Source organism: Pasteurella canis (assembly GCF_020810675.1).
Classification (GTDB): domain Bacteria; phylum Pseudomonadota; class Gammaproteobacteria; order Enterobacterales; family Pasteurellaceae; genus Pasteurella; species Pasteurella canis.
In genome coordinates, this window is the sequence record NZ_CP085871.1 from 1,314,110 (window position 1) to 1,338,176 (window position 24,067).

29 protein-coding genes and 1 pseudogene are annotated in these 24,067 nt (G+C 36.7%); 12 read left to right on the top strand and 18 right to left on the bottom strand.

Annotated elements, in window-relative coordinates:
• Positions 1-22: 22 nt before the first annotated feature.
• From purM to hda, 5 genes are all read left to right on the top strand, one after another.
• The gene (gene purM / locus K7G93_RS06130; protein WP_191134506.1) at positions 23-1,060 is read left to right on the top strand and encodes a phosphoribosylformylglycinamidine cyclo-ligase; all 1,038 of its coding nucleotides are present in this window, start codon (positions 23-25) and stop codon (positions 1,058-1,060) included.
• Complete coding sequence (purN, locus tag K7G93_RS06135) at positions 1,060-1,701, top strand: phosphoribosylglycinamide formyltransferase (protein ID WP_226690708.1); 642 nt, start codon at positions 1,060-1,062, stop codon at positions 1,699-1,701. Before purM ends, purN begins: the two co-directional genes overlap by 1 nt.
• Positions 1,702-1,850: 149 nt before the next feature.
• On the top strand, positions 1,851-2,477 hold the full coding sequence (upp, locus tag K7G93_RS06140; RefSeq protein WP_049216250.1) for a uracil phosphoribosyltransferase: 627 nt from the start codon (positions 1,851-1,853) through the stop codon (positions 2,475-2,477).
• A gap of 94 nt (positions 2,478-2,571) precedes the next feature.
• Positions 2,572-3,828 (top strand): nucleobase:cation symporter-2 family protein, encoded by a 1,257-nt coding sequence (locus tag K7G93_RS06145; protein WP_226690707.1) that lies wholly within the window; start codon positions 2,572-2,574, stop codon positions 3,826-3,828.
• 83 nt (positions 3,829-3,911) lie between these two features.
• Positions 3,912-4,613, top strand: coding sequence for a DnaA regulatory inactivator Hda (gene hda, locus K7G93_RS06150; RefSeq protein WP_202384028.1), 702 nt, complete (start codon positions 3,912-3,914; stop codon positions 4,611-4,613).
• Positions 4,614-4,656: 43 nt separating this feature from the next.
• On the opposite strand, the gene K7G93_RS06155 is transcribed toward hda, so the two are convergent.
• The 13 genes from K7G93_RS06155 to K7G93_RS06215 form a co-directional block, all read right to left on the bottom strand.
• The gene (locus K7G93_RS06155; RefSeq protein ID WP_049216253.1) at positions 4,657-4,944 is read right to left on the bottom strand and encodes a hypothetical protein; all 288 of its coding nucleotides are present in this window, start codon (positions 4,942-4,944) and stop codon (positions 4,657-4,659) included.
• A 19-nt stretch (positions 4,945-4,963) separates the two neighbouring features.
• Positions 4,964-5,578, bottom strand: a complete 615-nt coding sequence (locus tag K7G93_RS06160) for a DUF8095 domain-containing protein (protein WP_223667313.1) — start codon at positions 5,576-5,578, stop codon at positions 4,964-4,966.
• Position 5,579: 1 nt separating this feature from the next.
• A complete protein-coding gene (gloA2, locus tag K7G93_RS06165; RefSeq protein WP_049216254.1) occupies positions 5,580-5,972 on the bottom strand; it encodes an SMU1112c/YaeR family gloxylase I-like metalloprotein in 393 nt (130 codons plus the stop codon).
• Positions 5,973-6,103: 131 nt separating this feature from the next.
• Positions 6,104-7,030 (bottom strand): c-type cytochrome biogenesis protein CcmI, encoded by a 927-nt coding sequence (ccmI, locus tag K7G93_RS06170; RefSeq protein WP_226690706.1) that lies wholly within the window; start codon positions 7,028-7,030, stop codon positions 6,104-6,106.
• Positions 7,027-7,491 (bottom strand): cytochrome c-type biogenesis protein, encoded by a 465-nt coding sequence (locus tag K7G93_RS06175; protein ID WP_228400330.1) that lies wholly within the window; start codon positions 7,489-7,491, stop codon positions 7,027-7,029. The genes ccmI and K7G93_RS06175 overlap by 4 nt, the downstream gene beginning before the upstream one ends.
• Positions 7,491-8,036 (bottom strand): DsbE family thiol:disulfide interchange protein, encoded by a 546-nt coding sequence (locus K7G93_RS06180; RefSeq protein ID WP_115323048.1) that lies wholly within the window; start codon positions 8,034-8,036, stop codon positions 7,491-7,493. Before K7G93_RS06180 ends, K7G93_RS06175 begins: the two co-directional genes overlap by 1 nt.
• Entirely contained in the window at positions 8,033-9,988 is a 1,956-nt protein-coding gene (locus tag K7G93_RS06185; RefSeq protein ID WP_191134509.1) for a heme lyase CcmF/NrfE family subunit, read from the bottom strand. Before K7G93_RS06185 ends, K7G93_RS06180 begins: the two co-directional genes overlap by 4 nt.
• A complete protein-coding gene (gene ccmE / locus K7G93_RS06190) occupies positions 9,985-10,524 on the bottom strand; it encodes a cytochrome c maturation protein CcmE (protein ID WP_115323050.1) in 540 nt (179 codons plus the stop codon). Before ccmE ends, K7G93_RS06185 begins: the two co-directional genes overlap by 4 nt.
• A complete protein-coding gene (ccmD, locus tag K7G93_RS06195) occupies positions 10,521-10,724 on the bottom strand; it encodes a heme exporter protein CcmD (protein WP_049216260.1) in 204 nt (67 codons plus the stop codon). Before ccmD ends, ccmE begins: the two co-directional genes overlap by 4 nt.
• 15 nt (positions 10,725-10,739) lie before the next feature.
• A complete protein-coding gene (locus K7G93_RS06200; protein WP_049216261.1) occupies positions 10,740-11,480 on the bottom strand; it encodes a heme ABC transporter permease in 741 nt (246 codons plus the stop codon).
• Between the two features lie 12 nt (positions 11,481-11,492).
• Positions 11,493-12,158: a heme exporter protein CcmB gene (ccmB, locus tag K7G93_RS06205; RefSeq protein ID WP_160531290.1), complete on the bottom strand. Its 666-nt coding sequence runs from the start codon at positions 12,156-12,158 to the stop codon at positions 11,493-11,495.
• 63 nt (positions 12,159-12,221) lie between these two features.
• A complete protein-coding gene (gene ccmA, locus K7G93_RS06210) occupies positions 12,222-12,863 on the bottom strand; it encodes a cytochrome c biogenesis heme-transporting ATPase CcmA (RefSeq protein ID WP_226690705.1) in 642 nt (213 codons plus the stop codon).
• A gap of 200 nt (positions 12,864-13,063) precedes the next feature.
• Entirely contained in the window at positions 13,064-14,887 is a 1,824-nt protein-coding gene (locus K7G93_RS06215; protein ID WP_226690704.1) for a monovalent cation:proton antiporter-2 (CPA2) family protein, read from the bottom strand.
• A gap of 369 nt (positions 14,888-15,256) precedes the next feature.
• Between K7G93_RS06215 and K7G93_RS06220 the strand changes: the two genes are divergently transcribed.
• Together K7G93_RS06220 and K7G93_RS06225 are read left to right on the top strand one after the other, a co-directional pair.
• Positions 15,257-15,787 carry an NADPH-dependent FMN reductase gene (locus tag K7G93_RS06220; protein ID WP_226690703.1) on the top strand — a complete coding sequence of 177 codons (531 nt, stop codon included), beginning with the start codon at positions 15,257-15,259 and terminating at the stop codon, positions 15,785-15,787.
• 11 nt (positions 15,788-15,798) lie between these two features.
• Entirely contained in the window at positions 15,799-16,695 is an 897-nt protein-coding gene (locus tag K7G93_RS06225; RefSeq protein ID WP_226690702.1) for a pirin family protein, read from the top strand.
• A 108-nt stretch (positions 16,696-16,803) separates the two neighbouring features.
• On the opposite strand, the pseudogene K7G93_RS06230 reads toward K7G93_RS06225, so the two are convergent.
• Positions 16,804-18,138: pseudogene (locus K7G93_RS06230) on the bottom strand (alpha,alpha-phosphotrehalase); the annotation flags it as partial.
• Between K7G93_RS06230 and K7G93_RS06235 the strand changes: the two are divergent.
• From K7G93_RS06235 to K7G93_RS06255, 5 genes are all read left to right on the top strand, one after another.
• Positions 18,139-19,149, top strand: a complete 1,011-nt coding sequence (locus K7G93_RS06235) for a recombinase family protein (RefSeq protein WP_226690741.1) — start codon at positions 18,139-18,141, stop codon at positions 19,147-19,149.
• A 26-nt stretch (positions 19,150-19,175) separates the two neighbouring features.
• Positions 19,176-19,337, top strand: coding sequence for a hypothetical protein (locus tag K7G93_RS10505; RefSeq protein WP_226690701.1), 162 nt, complete (start codon positions 19,176-19,178; stop codon positions 19,335-19,337).
• 91 nt (positions 19,338-19,428) lie between these two features.
• On the top strand, positions 19,429-19,608 hold the full coding sequence (locus tag K7G93_RS06245; protein ID WP_049216267.1) for a transposon-encoded TnpW family protein: 180 nt from the start codon (positions 19,429-19,431) through the stop codon (positions 19,606-19,608).
• 121 nt (positions 19,609-19,729) lie between these two features.
• Positions 19,730-20,332, top strand: coding sequence for a DNA alkylation repair protein (locus K7G93_RS06250; protein WP_226690700.1), 603 nt, complete (start codon positions 19,730-19,732; stop codon positions 20,330-20,332).
• Positions 20,333-20,389: 57 nt separating this feature from the next.
• Positions 20,390-20,746, top strand: a complete 357-nt coding sequence (locus K7G93_RS06255) for a VOC family protein (RefSeq protein WP_049216269.1) — start codon at positions 20,390-20,392, stop codon at positions 20,744-20,746.
• 94 nt (positions 20,747-20,840) lie between these two features.
• Here the strand turns inward: K7G93_RS06255 and K7G93_RS10465 are convergent, their stop codons facing one another.
• From K7G93_RS10465 to rsuA, 4 genes are all read right to left on the bottom strand, one after another.
• Entirely contained in the window at positions 20,841-20,963 is a 123-nt protein-coding gene (locus K7G93_RS10465) for a hypothetical protein (RefSeq protein WP_255313125.1), read from the bottom strand.
• 114 nt (positions 20,964-21,077) lie between these two features.
• Positions 21,078-22,022, bottom strand: a complete 945-nt coding sequence (treR, locus tag K7G93_RS06260; RefSeq protein WP_228400331.1) for a trehalose operon repressor TreR — start codon at positions 22,020-22,022, stop codon at positions 21,078-21,080.
• Position 22,023: 1 nt separating this feature from the next.
• On the bottom strand, positions 22,024-23,226 hold the full coding sequence (locus K7G93_RS06265; protein ID WP_226690698.1) for a Bcr/CflA family multidrug efflux MFS transporter: 1,203 nt from the start codon (positions 23,224-23,226) through the stop codon (positions 22,024-22,026).
• A 1-nt stretch (position 23,227) separates the two neighbouring features.
• Positions 23,228-23,929 (bottom strand): 16S rRNA pseudouridine(516) synthase RsuA, encoded by a 702-nt coding sequence (gene rsuA, locus K7G93_RS06270; protein ID WP_049216272.1) that lies wholly within the window; start codon positions 23,927-23,929, stop codon positions 23,228-23,230.
• Positions 23,930-24,067 lie beyond the last annotated feature (138 nt).

Genomic DNA, 24,067 nt, shown 5'->3' on the forward strand with positions numbered 1-24,067 from the left:
TCTTACTGTATAGGAAATCATCGTGAGCAAACAATCATTAAGTTATAAAGATGCGGGTGTGGATATTAATGCAGGTAATGCACTTGTTGAAAAAATTAAAGCTGATGTAAAGCGGACTACCCGTCCAGAAGTCATCGGTGGATTAGGCGGTTTTGGTGCACTTTGTGCTATACCAAATAACTATAAAGAACCGATTTTAGTATCAGGTACAGATGGTGTCGGTACTAAATTACGTTTAGCAATTGATTTAAATCGTCACGACAGCATTGGTATTGATCTCGTCGCAATGTGTGTTAATGACTTAGTTGTACAAGGTGCTGAGCCACTCTTTTTCCTTGATTATTATGCGACAGGCAAATTAGATGTCGATGTCGCTGCAAGCGTTATTAAAGGGATTGCAAATGGTTGTGAACAGTCTGGCTGTGCCCTTGTCGGTGGTGAAACAGCAGAAATGCCAGGCATGTATCATAAAGGAGACTATGACTTAGCTGGATTTTGTGTCGGTGTAGTTGAAAAATCTGAGATTATTGATGGAACTAAAGTCACAGCAGGTGATGCTCTAATTGCTCTAGGCTCTAGCGGTCCACATTCTAACGGCTATTCTTTAATTCGTAAAGTAATAGAAGTAGCGGGTATTAATCCAGCTGAGGAGCAACTTGCAGGAAAATCCTTAGCCGATCAAGTGCTGGCACCAACTAAAATCTATGTAAAATCAATCTTAGAATTAATTAAACGAGTTGATGTTCACGCAATTTCACATTTAACAGGTGGCGGGTTCTGGGAAAATATTCCACGTGTACTGCCAAATAATGTCAAAGCAGTAATTAATGAGGCAAGCTGGCAATGGCAACCGATTTTTAAATGGCTCCAAGAAAAAGGCAATATTGATACACACGAAATGTATCGCACATTTAACTGTGGCGTAGGTATGATTATTGCGCTACCACAACAAGATGTTGAAACTGCGTTAACTCTATTAAAACAATCAGGTGAAAACGCTTGGCTAATCGGTCAAATTGAGCCTGCTGCCCAAAATGAAGCACAAGTGATTATTCGCTAATGAAGAAAATTGTTGTTTTAATTTCTGGTCAAGGTACTAATTTACAGGCATTAATTGATGCCTGTAAATCAGGCATGATTCCAGCACAAATTGTTTCAGTTATCAGTAATAAAGCCGATGCATTTGGCTTACAACGCGCTAAAAGTGCGGCAATACCGAGCAAAGTTTTTCTACGTCAAGAATTTAAAAGTAATCTAGCCATGGATCGCCAAATAGCCCACTATATTGAATCTGTCCAAGCAGATTTAATCGTTCTTGCGGGTTATATGAAAATTTTGAGTGCAGAATTTACTCAACGCTTTGCGGGACGAATTCTCAATATCCATCCTTCTCTATTACCTAAATATCCAGGATTACATACTTATCAACAAGCTTTAGATGCTGGTGAGCAGGAACATGGTACGACAGTGCATTTTGTCAATGAAGAAGTCGATGGCGGAGCAATTATCCTGCAAGCTAAAGTACCTATTTTTGACAATGACTGCATTGCTGATATTGAAGAACGTGTAAAAGAGCAAGAACTACGCATCTATCCTTTAGTAGTAAAATGGTTTGTAGAAGATCGACTTTCATTAATCGATGGGAAGGCTTTTTTAGATAGTCAATGTTTACCAAAACAAGGCTATGCTACAGAGGAATAAAATAATGATGAAAAGTGCGGTCTGTATTCAGACCGTTTTTTATATCGAAAAAATCTAAAATTAGATCGTATAGTTACTATTAATTTTATTAATTCTGTTTTAAAATTTAACGATTTTATTTTTAATTATTGTAAATAAAGGAGCATACAATGAAATTAGTACAAGTACAGCATCCTCTCGTGAAGCATAAACTTGGTTTAATGCGTTCTGCTGATATCAATACTAAAAAATTTCGTGAGTTAGCCACGGAAGTTGGTAGTTTACTCACTTATGAAGCAACCTCAGATTTAGAAACAGAAAAAGTCATTATTGATGGTTGGTGTGGTCCTGTTGAAATCGATCAAATAAAAGGTAAAAAAGTCACTGTTGTTCCTATTTTACGTGCAGGTCTAGGGATGATGGATGGTGTATTAGAGCATGTCCCGAGTGCACGTATTAGTGTAGTTGGAATGTATCGTGATGAACAAACCCTTGAGCCTGTTCCTTATTTCCAAAAATTAGCCAGTGATTTAGAAGAACGTTTAGCCATCGTTGTTGATCCAATGTTAGCAACTGGTGGTTCAATGATTGCCACGATTAACTTATTAAAAGAAAAAGGCTGTAAACATATTAAAGTCTTAGTTCTTGTTGCGGCACCAGAAGGTATAAAAGCCCTCGAAAATGCTCACCCTGATATCGAACTTTACACTGCCTCAATAGATAGTCATTTAAATGAACAGGGTTATATTATCCCAGGTCTAGGTGATGCAGGTGATAAAATTTTTGGTACCAAATAATTCAAATATAGCAGCATATCAAATGCTGCTTTTTTCCATGTAATTTACGTCGCTGTAAATTAAAAGTTAATTCAGACAGAGAGTTGAAACTTAAATGACAAATCAAAATCAAACAATTCCAGCAATAGAACAAAATCAAGCCAAACAAGCTTTCGTCGGTCTACAAATGCTTTTCGTCGCATTTGGTGCCCTTGTGTTAGTACCACTTATTACGGGTTTAAATACGAATACTGCCTTATTAACAGCAGGCATAGGTACACTCCTCTTCCAATTTTGTACAGGTCGGCAGGTACCCATTTTTCTAGCGTCTTCTTTTGCCTTTATCGCACCTATCCAGTATGGCGTTGCTACTTGGGGTATCGCTACAACAATGGGGGGGTTAGTCTTTACAGGTATAGTGTATTTTGCCCTTAGTACGTTAGTAAAGTTAAAGGGGGCAGGTGCCTTACAACGCGTTTTCCCACCTGTAGTAGTAGGACCCGTCATCATCATTATCGGAATGGGATTAGCGCCTGTTGCAGTAGATATGGCATTGGGAAAAAATAGCCCCTATGAATATAATGATGCTGTTTTTGTATCAATGGCTACATTATTAACGACATTATGCGTAGCTGTTTTTGCTAAAGGCATTATGAAACTGATTCCAATTATGTTTGGTATCACAGTAGGTTACATGCTATGCCTCTTCCTAGGCTTAATCAATTTCCAACCCGTTCTCGATGCACCTTGGTTTAGTGTCCCTGAAATTACAACACCAGAATTCAAACTTGAAGCTATTTTATATTTATTACCAATTGCTATCGCACCTGCTGTTGAACATGTTGGTGGCATTATGGCAATTAGCTCTGTTACTGGCAAAGATTTCTTACAGAAACCAGGGCTACACCGCACGTTACTGGGTGATGGCGTCGCGACAAGTGCAGCTGCATTCTTAGGCGGTCCACCAAATACAACTTATGCGGAAGTGACTGGTGCGGTTATGTTAACCCGTAATTTTAATCCAAATATTATGACTTGGGCAGCTATTTGGGCAATTGCAATCTCATTCTGTGGTAAAGTTGGTGCCTTTTTATCAACTATCCCAACAATTGTAATGGGTGGAATTATGATGTTAGTATTTGGCTCCATCGCAGTAGTAGGGATGAGTACACTTATTCGTGGTAAAGTGGATGTCACTGAAGCACGCAATCTCTGTATTATCTCTGTCGTCATGACATTTGGCATCGGTGGTATGTTTGTAAACTTCGGAGAAGTGTCACTAAAAGGGATCAGCTTGTGTGCGGTTGTTGCAATCTTACTGAATTTAATTCTACCAAAAGCAAAAAACACCTTTACTGAAGATAATCAATAAAGAAAATCTGGGTTAAGTCTTGCTTAACCCTTCCTTTTTCGTTTACTCTTAACATTCATTCTCCGCATTAAATAGGCTATTTTTTGTTAGATCATTTTCAGCTACCGCTACCTATTCATCAACTTGATGATGAAAGTTTAGAAAATTTTTATCCCGACAATAATTTGTTGTTGCTCAATTCACTGCGTAAAAATTTTACACAACCAGAACAGCAATTTTTCTATATTTGGGGAGAGCAAGGTAGTGGTAAAAGCCATTTATTAAAGGCAATCACTAATGAATTTTTCATTCAACAGCGTCCTGCTATGTATGTGCCGTTAGAAAAATCACACTATTTCTCTCCTGCCGTACTCGAAAATCTAGAATATCAACAATTAGTTTGTCTAGATAATCTACATTCAGTTATAACAATACCTGAATGGGAACTCGCTATTTTTGATCTTTTTAATAGAATTAAAACCGTTGGTAAAACCATTTTAGTGATTAGTGCAAACCAATCACCAACAGCACTCTGTGTAAATTTACCTGATCTGGCATCTCGTTTACGCTGGGGAGAAAGTTACCAACTTAATCCATTAAACGATCAACAAAAAATTCACGTTTTAAAACAAAATGCACACCAACGTGGCATTGATCTGTCCGATGAAGTAGCAAATTTTCTGCTTAAACGCCTAGAACGAGATATGCACACTTTATTTAATGCGTTAAAAAAACTAGACCATGCCTCTTTACAAGCAAAACGTAAGTTAACTATTCCCTTTGTGAAAGAAATTTTAAATTTATAAGAAAAGACCGCACTTTATACGGTCTTTAAAAGAAATGGAAAGTTTAGTTCCAACGAGTATAATGGTAGCCTACGCTTGGCACTAGTATAACGGATGGCTGTTGGTATTTTGGACGAGGTTCAACTTTAGGACGATTATCACTGGCATTCAAAGGGGACTGAATATCTTTTGAATAGGCTTGCTTTTCACTCGCGGCTACTGTGTCACCACTTTTCACTCGTTGGTTATATTGTTCTAAAGTTTTCAAGTCCATTTGTACATTTGTTTGTTCAAGCTTTTGTGTACAGCCCACCAATAATGCAATCACGAATAATATAGCGACTCTTATCATAAATTGCTCCTTCTATTATTTAACGACAAATGACACCAGATAGCATATTTTTACGTTGCTGAATATTTTGATCTGCTAAATTTTTACCTTGTTTATGTTCTTCAGTTTGCACTTTTTGCGCTAATTTAGGATCTTGAATATAAAATAATGGGACATATTGCATATTTTTAGCATCTGCTTTTGATGAAACTGTCGCTGTAGCAATGTTGGTATAATATTCTGTCTTATTAACAGGTACAACATAATATGTTGTTGCATCAGTGACATCCACACCAACTTTAGAATTAAAACCACTGCAAATTCCAGCACCTGACTCAAAAATAGTATGCGATGATTTAGTTTCATTAATTTGAAAAACTTCAAACTCGATACTTGCAGCCAATGCTTTTGCATCTTTTATATCCATACTTGGATTTAATTTATGAGTAGCACCTCGATTAACATAAGCAATATGTGTCGGTTTTTCATTATGAATATCTAATAAAGAACGCTCTTCGTGCGGCGTTGATTCTTCTGATGAACCATAAGTCTTAGTAAAAGAATTTTCAGAAATACGAATAGACCAAGATTCAGCAAAACTTACACTCGATAGTAGCAAACTTCCTAACATTAATACTTTTAAATGCATTTTCATCTCACTTTTCATATATTTCTAAAGGTAAACCATCTGGATCACGAAAAAAAGTAAAACGTTTACTTGTAATAGGATCTATCCTAATTGGTTCACAGAGAATGCCATTCTGCTGCAAAAATATCACGGTCCCCTCAATATCTTTTACACTGAAAGCCAAATGACGTAAACCAGATGCTTCTGGATTTGTTAAACGTAAAGGAGGATTGGGAAAAGAAAATAACTCAATCTGGCTACCATCACTGAACTTTAAATCTAACTTATAGCTATTCCGTTCAGCACGATAAGTTTCGTTAATTATTTCTGCCCCTAAAACTTCAGTATAAAACTGCTTCGACTTACGATAATCAGAGGTAATAATTGCAACATGATGAAAGCCGATAAATGGCGACTTCATGGTTTTCCTTTTTAAAAATGTGAGTAATTATACGCCTTTCATAGTAAATGTAAAATGAGAGAAGTTCTCAATTGTTACTTATCCTAAAATACGAAATGGTTAATTCAATATCATAAGTAGCCATCAAATGTTTATTGATGAGGTACAAGTTTTTCACGTTTTTCAGCCTCTTGTGCTTCCTGTGAAGCTCTTGCTGAGTGAATACTACGCTCAATTAATGCTCTTCTAGGATCGTCTTCTGCTAGTAAACGTAGCATCATAGACCAAGTCACTGCAGCCATTTTATAATCTTCCACTTCAAAGTAACGAAAAGCAAGTAAACCTAAAGCTTCAAGATTACTATGATCTTGGCGAATAACCTCTTTCAGTAAATTATCCCCCTGAGACTTATCTGTTGGATCTTCTGAAAACATTAAAATACGAGCATAAGATAATTTATATTCATTATTTTCAGGTTCAAGTTTATTTGCCCTAGCATAGCTATCTAAGGCAAGTTGTGCTTTATTGGTATTCATTGCAATCTGTCCTAACAACCACCAACTCTTAGCATCTTGTGGGACTTTTTGTAAATGTAAGCGTAGTGCCGTAGAAAACTGTTGTAATTCAGTCTCATTCAATGGGTTATTCTGCTCATCTTTCAAACGCTCATAAAAGTGCGGTAATTTTTGGTAGGTTTTTCCCAACATTTCTTCGGCTTTCCATGAACCAACACTTAAATAGGTCATTGTGGCTAAAATACTTAACGCCAGAAATCCAGAAACAAACCATAATTTACCATAGCGTTTCTGTACTATTGACTCATCTTGAGCTTCAACTGGAATATCTTCTAACAAAGACTGTTGTAGATCTATCTTTAACTGTTCTGCATTAGATAATAGCCCTTGTGCCTCATCACGTTCAATTTCTGCTAACCGTTGGAAATACAATGCTTTATTTAATTCATCACGTTTTACTGCCTGTCCTGTTTTACGAGCTGGTTTTATGGCTTTAAAAAGTGGATAAAAACAAATTAATGCCACAATTAGTGTTAATCCCACTACACTTAACCAAAAATTCATGATTTTTTCTCTTTTAATAAATTATGTAAACGCTGTTTCTCATCATCACTCAAAAGGGGGGCAGTAGTCACTGTACTTTGTGTCACTTTAGGTTGACGACGAAACAATATAACTACACCGAAAATAACCAACATGGCAGGAATAACCCATAGTGCAATAGTCGCAACAGTCAATGGCGGATCATAGGTTACAAAATGACCATAACGGTCAACCATATAATCAACAATTTCTTGCTTGGAATGTCCTTTTTGTAATAATTCAAGTACTTTATGACGCATATCAACAGCAATAGTCGCATTTGAATCTGCAATATTATTGTTTTGACATTGTGGACAACGTAATTCTTGTGTTAAAGCATGATAATCTTTTTCTTGCTCTGCTGAGCTAAAATTAAATGCATCTATCGCAGCAAAGCTAGAGAAACTTAGCAACAACAAGAAAAGAGCGGTCAATTTCCTCATTATTTTGTCTCCATTAATTTTTGATAAATGGGTTGCAATTTTTCATGCCAAACTTTTTCATTCACATCACCAGCATGGCGATAATGAATAATACCTTTGCCATCAATAATAAAAGTTTCAGGTGCGCCATAAACACCGAGATCCAATCCTAATGAACCTTTCTCATCTTTAAGTACAACTTGATAAGGATTACCTAAATCTTTCAACCATTTAATCGCTTTGTCTGTTTTATCTTTATAATCTAAACCAATAATGGTTATGCCTTGTTGTGCTAAATAGTTCAGATATTGATGCTCTGCATAACAAGTAGGACACCAAGTTGCCCAAACATTTAACAAAATTGGCTTGTCTTGCTGAAAAATATCAGCGCTATGCTGCTTCTCTTCTAGTAAATCAGCTGCCACTTTTATTGGTACTGGTTTACCGACTAAAGCAGATTCTAAAGCTTTAGGATCATCACCTTGTGCATTACGTTGCAATTGAACTGCAAATGCAATCACTAAGATGCAGAACAACGCTAAGGGAAGATAACGTTTTTTATTCATTCTTCACCCTTTTTTAATAATTTAGAAAAACGATAGCGACGATCAAACATACATAGCAATCCACCGAGTACCATGAATACACCGCCAAACCAAATCCAACGAATAAACGGCTTATAATATAAACGTAATGCCCAAGAACCATCTCCTAAACTTTCACCTAGCGCGACATACAGATCACGACTAAATCCCCAATCAATCGCCGCTTCTGTCATTGTCATTTTACTTACTGTATAAAACCGTTTTTCCGCAAATAAGATCGCTTCAACCTTGCCATCTTTCTTAATATCTACTTGAGCCTTACCCCCTAAGTAGTTAGGTCCATTCGCCTCAGTAATTCCTTGAAAAGTAAAGTGGTAATCTGCAATTTGTACTGTATCACCCACATTCATACGTACATCACGTTCTACACTATAGTTTTGGCTAAAAGCAATTCCCCACACAGACATAGCCACGCCTAAATGTGCTAATACCATTCCCCAATGAGAACGCGAAAGCTTAGTTAAACCAATCAAGAAAGTTGAACGATGGGTCGCACGCTGATGTAATTCATATAAACTCAATAGCACAATAAACACGACCATCATACATCCTAATACTGCACTTACTGTAACACGATCATGCAAAAAATAAGGCAAAGTGAAACCTGCTATTAACATGATAAGTAGACTCAACAAGACAGGCATACGGATCGCTGAAAACTCATCGCGTCTCCATTTTACTAAAGGTCCAATCCCAAGTAATAGGGAAAATGGGATCATAATAATCAAAAACATTTGATCAAAGAATGGGGCGCCAATAGAAATCGTACCTAATCCTAATTGTTTATGTACTAAAGGAAGCAGTGTTCCTAAGAACACCACTGAAAGTGCGGTCATTAATAAAATATTATTCAATAACAACATACTTTCACGTGAATAACGTTCTGCATTGTCCCTTGAGCGAATTTGGCTCCCTTTATAAGCATAGAGAGCAAGAGATCCGCCGATAACGACAATTAAATAAGCGAGAATATACAAGCCACGAGTTGGGTCGGAAGCAAAAGCATGTACTGAAACTAAAATACCTGAACGCACAAGGAATGTGCCTAATAAACATAGCGAGAAAGCTAAAATTGCTAATAATACGGTCCATGCCTTAAAAGAGCCACGCTTCTCAGTTACAGCCAGTGAATGTAATAATGCTGTTCCCGCAATCCAAGGCATGAAAGAAGCATTTTCAACAGGATCCCAAAACCACCAGCCGCCCCAGCCAAGTTCATAATATGCCCACCAAGAGCCTAATACGATACCTAAAGTTAAAAAGACCCAAGCTGCCATCGTCCAAGGGCGAGACCACCTTGCCCAAGCGGTATCTAGTTTGCCTGTCATTAAAGAGGCAATAGCAAAAGCAAATGCCACAGAGAAACCTACATATCCCATATAAAGTAATGGTGGATGGAAAATCAATCCAACATCTTGTAATAATGGATTTAACTCTTTGCCATCAACAGGAAAATCAGGAAATGTACGATTAAATGGATTAGACGTAAATAATACAAAAATAAGGAACCCAATACTGATAATCCCCATAATACCTAACACACGAGCAACCGCTTCTTGAGGTAATTGCTTACTAAATAAAGCAACTGCCGCCCCCCATAATGTCAGCAACCAAATCCATAATAAAAGCGATCCCTCATGCGATCCCCAAACTGCGGATAAACGGTAATGTAAAGGTAAATTTGTATTCGAATTATTTACTACATATTGAACAGAAAAATCATTTACTGCGAATAAATAAGACAGTGCAATGAAAGCGACTGTCAAGCTAATGAATAAACCATAAGTCATAGGGCGAGCTAATGACATTAATTGAGCATTGCCTTTTTCAGCGCCCCATAAAGGAAAAATTGCCACCAATACAGCAATGGCAAAACTTAAAGCTAAAGCATAATTTCCTAATTCAGCGATCATTTTTGACCTTCTTGTCCAGTTTTATATTCATATGCTTTTTCTTGGCGATCCCGCTCACTTTCGCCTTTAAGATCAGAAATGCCCATTGGTTTGTGCACTTTTTGCATTTGTGCATCTAATTCAGGTGGAACATAATTTTCATCATGTTTTGCCAAAACTTCCGTTGCAACTAAAATAGTTGGTGCTTTCAACACCCCTTGAGCTACAATGCCCTGCCCTTCACGGAATAAATCAGGCAAAATCCCTTCATATTCCACTGTAATGGAAGGACCTATATCATTAAGATCAAATTTAACTTTTAAACTTGTTGGATCACGCTCAACACTACCTGTCACAACCATACCACCGACACGTAAACGTTGACCGACTTGTGGTTTTTTATTACTGTCTTCTTCTTTCCCATACACAATTTCAGTTGGTGTGTAGAATAAATCAATATTTTGTCGCAATGCATATAAAATTAAACCTGAAGCAACAGACACACCAATTAAAACAAAAAGAATAATAGCCATTCTTGATTTACGTCTTGGATTCATAGTACACCTCTTGAATCATCTTTTTGCAAACGGGCTTGACGTTGTTGCTCACGAATGACATCTTTTAAAATAGACTTCCGTTCTTTTATGCTTTGTACAATCAAAAGTACCACTGAAACAAAACTAATCCCATAAGCAAGCCAGACATAAAAGCCATAACCACCCATATTGAAAAAATCATGCCAAGTTTCAAAAAACATCTTTTCCCCCAACCGTTACTTCAGATTATTCGCTAGTGCTTGTACCCAAGGACGTTTACTTTCTTCCTTCACTAAAGCTGTACGATAACGAATTAATGTTAACCAAATATAAAGCATCATAAAACCAAAAATACATAAAACTAATGGAATTAGCATAGGCGTTGCAATGGATGGCTTCTCAAATTTCGTAATACTGGCTCCTTGGTGTAACGTATTCCACCACTCAACTGAGAAATGGATAATCGGTAAATTAATTACACCAACTAAGCATAAAATCCCTGCCGCTTTCGCACCAACAGCACGATCTTGAAATGCGGAATACAACGCCATCACACCTAAATATAAGAAGAATAGAATCAATTCAGAAGTCAATCGAGCATCCCAAACCCACCAAGTTCCCCACATAGGTTTACCCCAAACAGCCCCCGTCACTAAAGCCAAGAACGTAAATAATGCACCAATAGGTGCCATTGCGATCATTGCTAAGTGCGCTTGCTTAATTTGCCAGACTAATGCAATGAATGCGGCAATCGCCATTGAGCCATATACCCCCATGGACCAAATTGCAGTCGGTACATGAACATACATAATACGAAAACTATTCCCTTGCTGATAATCTGCTGGTGCAAAAGCGAGACCCCAAACGATACCTGTAATGAGTAAAAGTGCGGTTAAAATGGCAGTAACTGGCAAAAATTTACCACACAAGTAATATTGCGTTTCTGATTTCGCATAAGGGTGTAACCACTTCCACATAAAGCAATCCTTTTATTGATCTAAACTAATTCGCAATGCAGCGGCAATAGCAAAAGGTGATAAAGTTATCGCGCCAGCTAAAATTGCACCTAAAATGGCGAGTTGTCCATGATATGGCATACTCAAACTCGCGGCTTCAAGAGTCGAAGCCGAAAAAATTAACACAGGGATAAATAAAGGTATAACTAATAAACTTAATAACACACCGCCTTTACGTAATCCAACTGTTAAAGCGACTCCAATCGCCCCTAAGCAACTTAAAACAGGTGTACCAATTAACAAGGTTAATACTAATGCCCACCAAATGTGAATCTCTAATGAAAGAAGCAATGCTGCAATCGGTGATAATAAAATTAAAGGTAGTCCAGTTAATAGCCAGTGCGCAATGACTTTGGCTAGAGCTGTTAATGCAAGCGGCTGCGCTGTCAGCATTAATTGTTCCAAAGAGCCATCCACAAAATCATCTCGGAATAAACGCTCAAAGGAGAGTAATGCAGACAATAGTGCAGCAACCCATGCAATTCCAGGTGCAATACGCGACAATAATTTAGGATCAGGTCCTATCACCAAAGGAAACAGCGTAATCACAATCAAAAAGAACCACAGTGGATTTAAAATTTCCGCTTGTTTGCGCATTGCAATATGGAGTTCTCGTTTGATGATTTGAATGAATATCATATAGTTACTTAATTATTCTGCTCTAATTTGTTTATTTAATGAACTATCTGCTTCACAAAAAGTTTAATCCATAAATTTATAGTTTTCTAACTGCACTTTAGTTAATAAACGACTTTGTACATCTTGATGACTGGTGAAAATCACAATCCCCCCTTGTTGAACATGCTGTTCAAAAAGCGCTGTTAGCACTTGTACACCTTTTTTATCAATTGCGGTAAAAGGCTCATCTAAAATCCACAGCGGCGCTTTAGACAACCATAATCGCGCTAATGCAATGCGTCGTTGTTGACCAGCCGAAAGCTGGGCAGCTGGAATATCTTCACGCCCCAATAATCCAACAGTTTCTAGCACTTGCCAGAATATTTCTTCACCTTGTTCACAAGCACTAATATGCTGGTAGAATTTCAAATTTTCCCAAGCGGTGAGTTCTGGTTTAATTCCTGAATGATGACCTAAATAGAGTAAATTATATTGATACTCTTCACGCTGTTTTTGAATCAGCTCATTATTCCAAAAAACATGTCCTTCAAGTTGTTGCGCCAGCCCAACTAAAATACGTAATAAGCTCGTTTTACCAATACCATTATGCCCTTCAATCTGTACAAAATCGCCACTATTCACAGTTAAACTTAATGCTGTAAATAATATTTTGTCACCTCGCTGACAAGCTAGCTTTTCTGTCTTTAATTGATATGTTTTTTGCATAATTAATCAATTCCACCTATTAATGGTTCGCATTCTATCATAAGCAATGTACTTGGCGTAGTGATTGTACTTAGAAACAGATACCTCTTTAGAGGTGTATGATAGGGTTTATTGATTTAGAACAAAAGTTATGATTTATAACAAAAAAATTACCTATTTATTCAATAGGCAATTTTATTTATTCAGACAAAATTGATTTACTAATTGAGAGTCTCGTTGCTCACTTTATTTTTTTCTTCTTCGAGTAATATTTGTATCATTTCTGCAATTTTCTGGTCTTGTAACTTCCCTTCTTCTAGCATAGCCTCATTCGCAAAGAGTGATAATTCTGGATCATATAAACTCGCCATTTTCCCCATACCATTACGATCCATTCTAAAATAAAGCTCACCCACTTTCTCAGCCGTTTCTTTTGGCATACCTAAATATTCTAATGTGCGTTTACCTGAACGAACTGCAGAATCAAAGGTTTCACGGATGATATCATCTACACCTTTACCATATAGCTTAAAAGTATGTACTCGATCATAAGAGCGAACAACAAGTTTAATATTCGGATTAACTTCTTTGGCAAATTCTACAATTCGCAATGTTTGTTCTGGATTATCAATTGCAACCACTAATACTTTAGCGTCTTCAATCCCCGCCTTTAACAAGAGTTCTGGACGACTTGCATCGCCAAAATAAGCTTTAATTCCATATTTATTAATACCCGAAATAGTTGTTTCATCTATGTCAATAATTGTTACTTTATAACCACTAAACTGCAAAATACGGTTAATAACTTGCCCAAAACGCCCCATTCCAACTAATAATACAGAATGCTTCTCATCAACATTGTCAGCTTCACGCAATGTTTTTACTTTAGGTTGTAAAAATTTTTGCTGTAAAATTAGTAATAATGGTGTAATTGCCATCGAAAGTACAACAATTGTTGTCATATTCGCATTATCCACTTCACTTAATACACCCTGCGAAGTTGCTGCAGAGTAAAGTACAAAGGCAAATTCACCACCTTGTGCCATTAAAAAAGCACGATCAATCGCCTCTTGATGATCGCTTTTTGCAATACGTGCCACACCATAAATTGTGGCAAATTTCACGATCATTAAAATAATTACACCTGATAAGATCAGCAGCAAATTGTCTGCGACAACTGCCAAATCTAACGCCATACCTACGCCTAGAAAAAATAAACCTAGTAGTAAACCTCTGAAAGGCTCAACATCTGCTTCTAATTGATGACGGAAACTCGATTCAGATAACAATACGCCAGCTAAAAAAGCGCCCATTGCCATTGAAAGTCCACCCCATTCCATTAATAACGCTGAACCTAATACAACTAATAGAGCTGCAGCTGTCATTACTTCTCTCGCTTTATAACGTGCTAAAACTTTGAATAGTGGGTTTAATAACCAACGCCCAATGACAACTAAAATCACAATTGAAAGTAAAGAAATACCGATGCTTTGCCATAAAGGCTTATCACTTTCAGTATGAATAGGAGAAAGAAAAGAAACAATTGCAAGTAATGGAACGATAAGTAAATCTTCAAATAATAATACGGAAACAATTTTTTGCCCACTTGAAGTAGAGAGTTGATTACGTTCTGCTAATTCAGACATGACTATCGCTGTTGATGTCAACACAAAACCTGAAGCACTAACAAAAGAAATGGGCAATGAAAAACCAAATGCAACACCTACCCCTGTTAATAATGCCGCAGCCAAAATAACCTGTAAGCTACCTAAACCAAAAATTTGCTTGCGTAGATGCCATAAATGTGAAGGGTGCATCTCAAGCCCAATGACGAATAGAAAGATGACAACACCTAATTCAGCAATATGTAAAATTGCTTGTGGATCCGTAAATAAACCAAAACCAAATGGACCAATAATAAGTCCCGCGGCTAAATAACCTAATACAGTTCCTAATCCTAAACGCTTAAATAAAGGTACTGCAATTACTGCCGCCCCTAATAATGCGACGACTTGCACTAAGCTACTGGCTCCTTCAGCTGCCATCTTTTTCTCCTACAATATATTCAATGAAAAGTGTGCGTATTCTAGCTTTTTTACTAAAAAAATGCACATACAGGTTAAACAGCTTAAATAAACAAACTAAAAATAAACCGCACTTTTCTCACAAAATAACTGCTGATTATTGTATAAAAACAAGCACCTTTTTCTTGCTTATAAATGTCTGGCTATGTCTATTAACATAATACGCTTGCTATCAAAACGTTATCTGTCTATGTGATTTTGTGTCGATATGTTAGATTAGTTGTTTCTCATCACTTGCTTACTCTTTCTATCGATATCTCTTGTATCCAATGTAAGAACTGAAAAATATGAACACTCAAAAGTTTAACCGTTGAATTTAAGGAAGGAATTATGAAAATTGCATTAGTATTAGGCAGTATTAGTCAAAAATCGATGACACATAAGATCGCACGCTTTATCGTGGAACAATTTCCAGAAGATATACAATGTGATGTTGTACAAATTCAGGATCTACCTCTTTATACACAAGATCTTGACAGCATCACTATCCCTGTTTATGAGCGTGTACGTGAACAATTAAAAACAGCAGATGCCGTATTAATCGTCACACCTGAACATAACCGTAGTGTACCTGCTGCTCTCAAAAACTTACTTGATATTGGCAGCAGACCATCTGGACAAAATGTATGGGTGGGTAAAAAAGTCGCCGTTGCAACTGCCTCTCCTGGTTCATACGGCGGTATTAATTCGGGTTTACATACACGTCAAATCCTTCAAGCACTAGGCTGTAATGTACTGAGCACTGAAGTCTATTTAAGTCAAGCACATACTGCATTGAGTGAAGAAGAACAAGTTACAAATGAACGTACAGCTGGATTCTTAGCTAAATTTGCCGCTAATTTTGTCACTTTCATAAAATAAGGAGATTGTTCATGAGCATTGATAAGTTTACAGCACTGACGAAAGATGTTGGTGGAATCCCTGTTGCTCGACTTTTACCCAAATCAAGCAAAAAAACAATTGGTGCATGGTGTTTTTTAGATCATGCTGGTCCTGCTGAATTTTCACAAGAATCAGATGGTTTACAAGTCGGCTCACATCCTCATACAAACCTACAAACGTTTACATGGATGCTCTCTGGTGAGGTATGGCATCAAGATAGTTTAGGTTTTCGTCAATTAATTCGACCTAAACAAGTCAATTTAATGACGGCAGGAACGAACAATTATGGTATTTGCCATACAGAGCAAACACCTGAAAACATCAAAGATTTGCACGCGGTACAACTTTGGATTGCATTACCAATGAATCAAGAGATTAAGCCTAATTTTGAACATTATCCAACTCTGCCAGAGTGGTCTGAAGAGGGCATTAATTTTATTTTAACAACAGGTAGCTTTGCTGGTCATACGGCACCCACAACGCAATTTAGCCCATTATTAGGCTTAGATGTACAGTTTACTAAAAAGACCTCGCTGACAGTAAAAGTAGAAAAAGGTTGGGAATATGGTGCGCTAGTGATTGGCGGTAGGTTATGTGTTAATGGTGAAGAATACCAACAAGATGAACTTGCTGTATTAACTGCTTGTGATGAACATGGGACATTTACTTTAGAAGGGGAAGAAGGCTGCCATCTCATGTTATTAGGAGGAGAACCGCTCCCACATCCCACTGTGATTTGGTGGAATTTTGTTGCGGACAAAGCAGAAACCTTAAAACAAGCGGTAGAAGACTGGAATAACAACCATCCTCGATTTGGCCATATTAATCTTGAGGGTACAAAACTTAAACGATTAATTGCTCCTAGAGTACCTGAAAAATTAAAATAACAAAAAAATCGTACTGCTAATATCCTAAAGTGCGGTCCGTTTAAAACACATTTTATCAGTGAGAAAAAAGTGAAAAATAGCTTATTTTTCACTTTTTTATTTCTTTAATTATTGATAAAGATAGACCGCTTGGTAAGGCATTAACGTAACGTTGCTAGTTTCAATTCTATATTCTCCATAATTATTCATCAAACACATCACTTCCTTATGACACCACTCGGGAGGTAATTCAAATATCTGCTCTACCTCACTTAAATTAGCCAATACAAGTAATTTTGCATCTAAAGTCTGGCGTTGATAACACCACAATAAAGGATGCTCAGGGGCTAAATCTTGATAATCACCTTCTGTTAAAATTGGCAATTTCTTACGTAATGCGATCAAGCTTTTGTAGGTATAAAACACTGAGTTTTTGTCTACCAGAGCAGATTTTGCATTGATTTTTAAAAAGTTTTTTGCCACTTCAATCCAAGGCTCACCTGTTGTAAATCCAGCCTGTGCCGAGTCATCCCACTGCATTGGTGTTCGGCTATTATCACGCGATTTTTGTGCCAAAATTTGCATAATCAATGTTTCATCAATGCCTTTTTTCTGTAATTCTGCATAAGCATTTAAACTTTCTACATCACGATATTGCTCAATAGTAGTGAAATTTGGATTTGTCATACCAAATTCTTCACCTTGATAAATATAAGGTGTTCCTTGCAAGCCGTGTAATAACATAGCTAGCATTTTTGCTGACTCTTGATGCCATTGTGCTTCATTGCCAAAGCGTGACACAATACGTGGTTGGTCATGATTACACCAGAACAAGGCATTCCAAGCTTTGCCATACATACCTTGCTGCCAATAATTAAAAATAGATTTCAATTGTACATAATCAGGTTGAGCATAAGTCCATTTTTCCCCATCTGGATAATCGACTTTCAAATGATGAAAATTAAAAGTCATCGAGAGTTCTGTGCCTGCTAAATTGGCATATTTTTGACAGTTTTCTAAGGTTGTCGAAGACATCTCTCCAACCGTCATTAAGCCATAAGGAGTGAGTGCACGTTGATTTAATAACTGTAGATATTGGTGAATTTTAGGTCCATCTGTATAAAAACGGCGACCATCCCCTTCGTAGTCATCTTCAAATTGTTCAGGTTTTGAAATTAAATTCACCACATCTAAGCGCAAGCCATCAATGCCTTTCTCAGCCCAGAATTTACAAATATCAAATAATTCTTCACGTAATTTCGGATTTTCCCAATTTAAATCCGCCTGCTCGGGGGCAAATAAATGCAAATAATATTTTTGCGCTTTGTCAGACCATTTCCATGCTGAACCGCCAAATTTTGACTTCCAATTGGTTGGACTCTCACGCCAAATATAATAGTCGTGATATTCGCTATTTGGGTCCTCACCTTCAACAAACCAACGATGGAAAGTTGAGCTATGATTATCAGCAAGAAAGTCAAAACAGGCATTAAGACCAAAGGAGCATGCGGAAAGCCCGTTGCAACAGAAGCCCCGTACGGCTATATCAAAGACCCGAACAACAAAGATTTTTGGATCGTCGATAAAGAAGCTGCCGAAGTGGTAAAACTCATTTTTACGCTTTTTATGGAGGGGAAAAACCGCAATCAGATAGCCGTTTATCTGAAAGAAAAAGAAATACTAACCCCAACCTTTTATATGAAACTCCAAGACAGAGGAACCGCAAAAAGCAGAACACTCAATGAAGAAAATCGCTATAGCTGGAATAAAGCAACCCTAACACGCATACTGCAAAGGCAGGAGTATTGTGGCGATGTAGTCAACTTCAAAACCGAAAAGCATTACAAAGATAAGCGAAACCACTATGTCGATAAAGATAAGTGGCAAATCACCCCCGATGTACATGAGCCAATCATCGACCGAGCCACCTATGAAAATGTACAGCGGATATTGAAAAACGCACCTGTCAAAAGACCGAACGGAGATGGTGAAATTCACCCATTATCGGGATTGATGTACTGTAAAGACTGCGGTACGAAAATGCACATTCGCACCATACACAAGAACGATAAAATACAGCATGTAACCTATTGCAGTGAATATGCCAAAGGCAAAGCCAAACACCCCAAATGCCATTCTCCCCACCGTATTGATGTTGATGATGTCATGGAAATGCTCAAAGAGGTTTTACGAAAGATAGGCAAGTTTTCATTCACAAACAAATCAGAGTTTGAAGCACTGGTAAAAAACAGTATTGCCAAAGAACAGACCGAAGAAGTAGGGAAACAGAAAAAGCGTATCCCACAAATCACAGATAGACTGGAACAGATAGAAAGAGTAATGAATAAGCTCTATGAAGATAACGCACTGGGAAATATCGAGCCGATGTCAAAAGAGCAAAATATGCCGTTCAGCGAATCGAAGTCTATTTCAACTATATCGGAAAATTTGAAAATGAACTCACAAAACAGATAGAACCTACAGAACAAGAAATGATACAGATGAGGGAAGAAATCGAAGAAGCTAAGAAAGAAAAAGCACGAGCATATCGTAGGGAATATTACAAAGAATACCGAGCCAAAAATATTGAAAAATGCCGAGAGTATGAAAAAGAAAAAGCAAGAGAATACCGAGCAAAAAAGAAACGACAAGCAACAACCTAACATCAAAAACCAAAACGAAATATCAAGCAATATGAAAAGAGGTTTCCTAAGCATGGGAAATCTTTTTTTGTGCAAGTAAAAGGAGGATTAAATGACCGAAAAACAAAAACCACAGACCAACGAAGAACGAGTGACACCCCAAAAGCCTGATGGTATTCTCACAAAGAAGATAAATGGAAAGACCTTTGTAACAGAAATATATTTTGATAAAAAGAGCAAAGAAACATTTCAAGATAAGTTGTTCAAAGTAATGCATTCTAATGGGGAATAGTAGCGAGTGAGTAGGAAATCTGGCAGTAGAAAAAATCCCTAAAAAATGCTATAATATTAATCAATATAGATAAACAAAGTTGATTTTTGTGAGGTGGCGAGGCTATTTGAAAGAGTATATTATGAGTTTGGAAAAAGAATTTTCTTTGATAGAAAATGGATTTAAAGAGCAAGAGAAAAGAGCCTTTGCTGATTATAAATCTAATGATAATGAGCAAAGTAAAAAATTGGCATTTTTAGCTTATAAATCCAATGTTTATCAAGTTAGAATGTACGGTGTGTTTCTCTTTGGATATTTATCAGCAGATGAAGAAATTTTGACATTTATGAGAGATGAAGTTTCTAAAGATGATAATTGGAGAGTTCAAGAAGTATTAGCAAAAGCATTTGACGAATTTTGCAAAAAAATAGGATACGAAAAAGCTCTGCCAATTATTGATGAATGGTTGAAAAGTAACCACCCTAATACAAGGAGAGCTGTTACGGAAGGACTTAGAATATGGACAAGCAGACCGTATTTCAAGGAAAATCCGAATGAAGCTATTGAAAGAATTGCTGACTTAAAAGAGGATACGAGTGAATATGTTAGAAAATCTGTCGGTAATGCTTTAAGAGATATCAGCAAGAAATTTCCAGAGTTAATAAAAAACGAACTCTATAGCTGGTCTTTGGACAGCAAAGAAATGAAACAAGTATATAAACTGGCAAGTAAATTTATTGAGTAGATTTTCTGGTTGAAAGTGTAAATGAATCTTATTTAAAATGATAAAAAGGAGTTTAAAATGAAAAAATATGATAACTTTTTTGTTCCCGTTGATGACATTGAAATGGCAAAGAAATATTATGAAAATAACTTAGGATTAAAAGTAAAGTTTGACTTTTCAGATATGGGAATGATAGCATTCAATGTTGATGGCGAAGAGGCAGCAATAATATTAAAGGACACAAAAAAATTCAAAGACATGAAACAAACGATATGGTTTGAAGTAGATGATGTGAAATCTGAGTATCAAAAATTAAAAGAAAATGGAGTTGAATTTCTGTCTGAACCTTTTAAAATACGAACAGGATATGCTGCTGAATTTGAAGACCCGTTTGGCAATAGATTTGGTATAACAGATTATTCTGTGTCTGAATAGGAAGTTAGAACTTCAGCATTGAATTTGATAACAACCAATGATTTCTCAAATCTCAATTTGTCTTGTGGAATATACTAATCCGAAAAACAGTAAATCAAAACAGGTTTACTGCTGTAATGTTGTCACGACCACCAACATATTCAATAATTTTATCTACTGCACTTGGATCAATTTTTGCCATAAAATAGCCTCTTTTTTCATCAATGGGAGAAAGCATAAATTATTTCCTATTATAAATATGTTAATTATTCAATCAATGGGAACGTTCCCATATCAAAGTGAATAAAATGAGATCAAGATCACAAATCCAATAAAAAGATAAATAAAGATATTAAATAACTAATCGACAATCGAGACAATAATGTTGAATAGGTTGATGTGCCAATAAAGCAAGTAATTGTTTCACTGCAACTTCACCCACTTGATCAAACCCTAAATCAACACTTAACACCTTAGGAAATAAGAACTGCAACAATCGGCTTTTGCCTACCCCACATACTTGAATATGTGATAAGTGTTGTTCTTGCAGATATTTTAGTGCGCCAATCGCTAAAGTATCAGTGGCACAAACAAGAGCAGAAACTTCAGGAAAAATAACCGCACTTGTATGATTATATGCCCATTCATACCCTAATTCACCTTGTAAAGAGCAAGGTTGTAAGCTGTATTGTTGACAAAAATGTAAATATGCTTGATGACGAGCATAACCAGTAGTTGTATCTTGATCGCTCACACCTAAATAACTAATCTGACGGTGCCCTTGTTCATAAAGATGGGACATCAGCAAACTTACTGCTTTTGTATCATTATAGTAAATAGAGGAGAAAGTAGTATAATTTCTCGCAATAACAACCATATTATGCTGCCATCCATCTAAATCTCTCTCATCTAACTCACTAAATGCAAATAAAATCACCCCATCTACACCACGTTTCTGGAAAAAGGCTAAATGTTCTTTCACTAATTCAGGCTTAAATTGACTTTCAACAATAATAGGTTCGCATTGTTGCCCATAAAGTAAAGGTAGAATACTTGATAACACTTGATTCTCAGCAGTCGAGGATAAACGTGTGACGATAATGCCTATTACGCGATCAGTTACACCACGCATTGCCCGAGCTGATTTTGAAGGCTGAAAACCATACTGTGCAATAACATGTTGTACACGCTGACGCGTTGCCTCACTGACTTTGGAATCATTATTCAACACTCGTGATACAGTAGATTTTCCAACACCACTTAAACGTGCAATATCTTTAATAGTGAGCTTTGTCATTTTAATCTTTAGAATGTCGATAAATTAAAAAATAATAGCAACTGACCGCTGCGACGCTACAACATGCCATAGTTAATAACATCGGTGCAGCGCTTTTCATTGGCATCAAAGCGACTAGAGAACCAACTATTGCACCCGTACCAAACCGTACACTACCAACAACAGAATTGGCTGTACCAGCCATTTTGGGAAACTTTTCTAAAATAGATGCCATAGCATTAGATGAAATTAAAGGGTTTTGTCCTGCAAAAATAGCTAAACAAAATGTCATAAGCCAAAAACCAAGATCAAAAAGAGAAACCATGATCAAGCCAATAGCCGCGATAAATTGAATAAGCAACCCCGCTCTAAGCATCACTTCAGTCCCTACTTTATTAACAATACGACCATTAATGAAAGATCCGACTGTCATAACAGCAATATTAAACATAAAGAAATAGCCAAATTGATCGACAGGTATACCATAAAGCCCGACATAGACGATTGAACCTGCCGTAATCAAAGCAAATAGACCACCAAAACCAAAAGCAGAAGCAAACATATAACCTAACACTTCTCTTTGCTGACAAAGTGTTAAAAAGTTTCGTCCAACAACACCTAACCTAAGGGGGATACGCTGTGCTTTGTGATGTGTTTCGGGAATGATCACGAAGACTAATAAACAGGATAAAAATCCCATAAAACTGATAACATAAAAAATAGAATGCCAATGGAACCAAGAAACTAAATGACCGCCAATAATCGGTGCTAATAAAGGTGCTAACATAAAAACCAAGGTAATTGATGACATGATCCTAGATAATTCATTTTTATGAAATAAATCACGTAGAATCGCCCCAACTAAGACTACTGGCGCTGCACCAAAAAAACCTTGTATAAAACGAAATCCTGTAAACTGACCAATTGAATAAATATTAGTTAAAATTAGTGCTGCAAGGGCACTTACGAGCACACCTAGTAAAATAATCGGTTTACGTCCATAGCTATCTCCTACAGGTCCCCAAAAAAGTTGCCCAATTGCCATCCCCGCGGCAAAAAATGTCAAAGTATGTTGAACTTGTTCAGGCGTGACATTTAAATCTTTCGCAATCAGTAAAAAAGCAGGAAGATACATATCCACCCCTAAAGGTGGTAGCATGGATAAAATCCCTAATGTAATGATAAAAATCGCACCTGCTTTTATAGGCTTTTGTTCAGTTAACATATTATCCTTTATTAAAACTATTTATTTCTTGTTCGGAAAGTGAACGATACTCACCTTCTGCCAAATTTTCGTCTAATTCAATATCGCCAATTTTCCAACGGTGTAAATTAACCACCTTATTACCTAAAGCCGCAAACATACGTTTTACTTGATGATAACGTCCTTCGCTAATTGTTAAATTTACCTGATAATCATCCAGAATTTCTAATTTGGCAGGTTTAGTCGCGACTTTCTCACCACGTAATAAAATACCTTGCTGACAAGATTGCTGATAATGATTCTCTACTGGATCCGCTAATGTAACAAGATAGGTTTTCTCACAATGATGCTTTGGTGAAGTGATGCGGTGGGACCACTGACCATCATCTGTCAATAATACAAGCCCTGTCGTATCAACATCTAATCGACCTGCACTATGTAATTTACTTGAAAGTGGATAATCAAAGAACTGATAAATACTTGGATAATCACCCTCATCATGTGAACAGATATACCCTTGGGGTTTGTACAACATAATATATTGCCCTTCTTCTACCCAAGTTAATAATTCGCCTTCAAAATAAATTTCATCTTGAGGCATAATTTTTACTGCGCCATTTTTTTCTACTTTTCCATTTATCATGACCGCACTTTGTTTTAAAGCTTTATTTGCTTGTGAGCGAGTCAATCCTGTATTTTCAGCCAAAAACTTATCTAATCGCATTGCTTATCCAAATAATCCAAGTCTTAAACTCAAGTATTCTACTACGTTTCACTTTTAAAGCGAGTTATTCAACCAAAATAAGCAATCACTCTTTGTAACTAAAATACCAATACTGTGTTTTATATCACATTTTTTCTT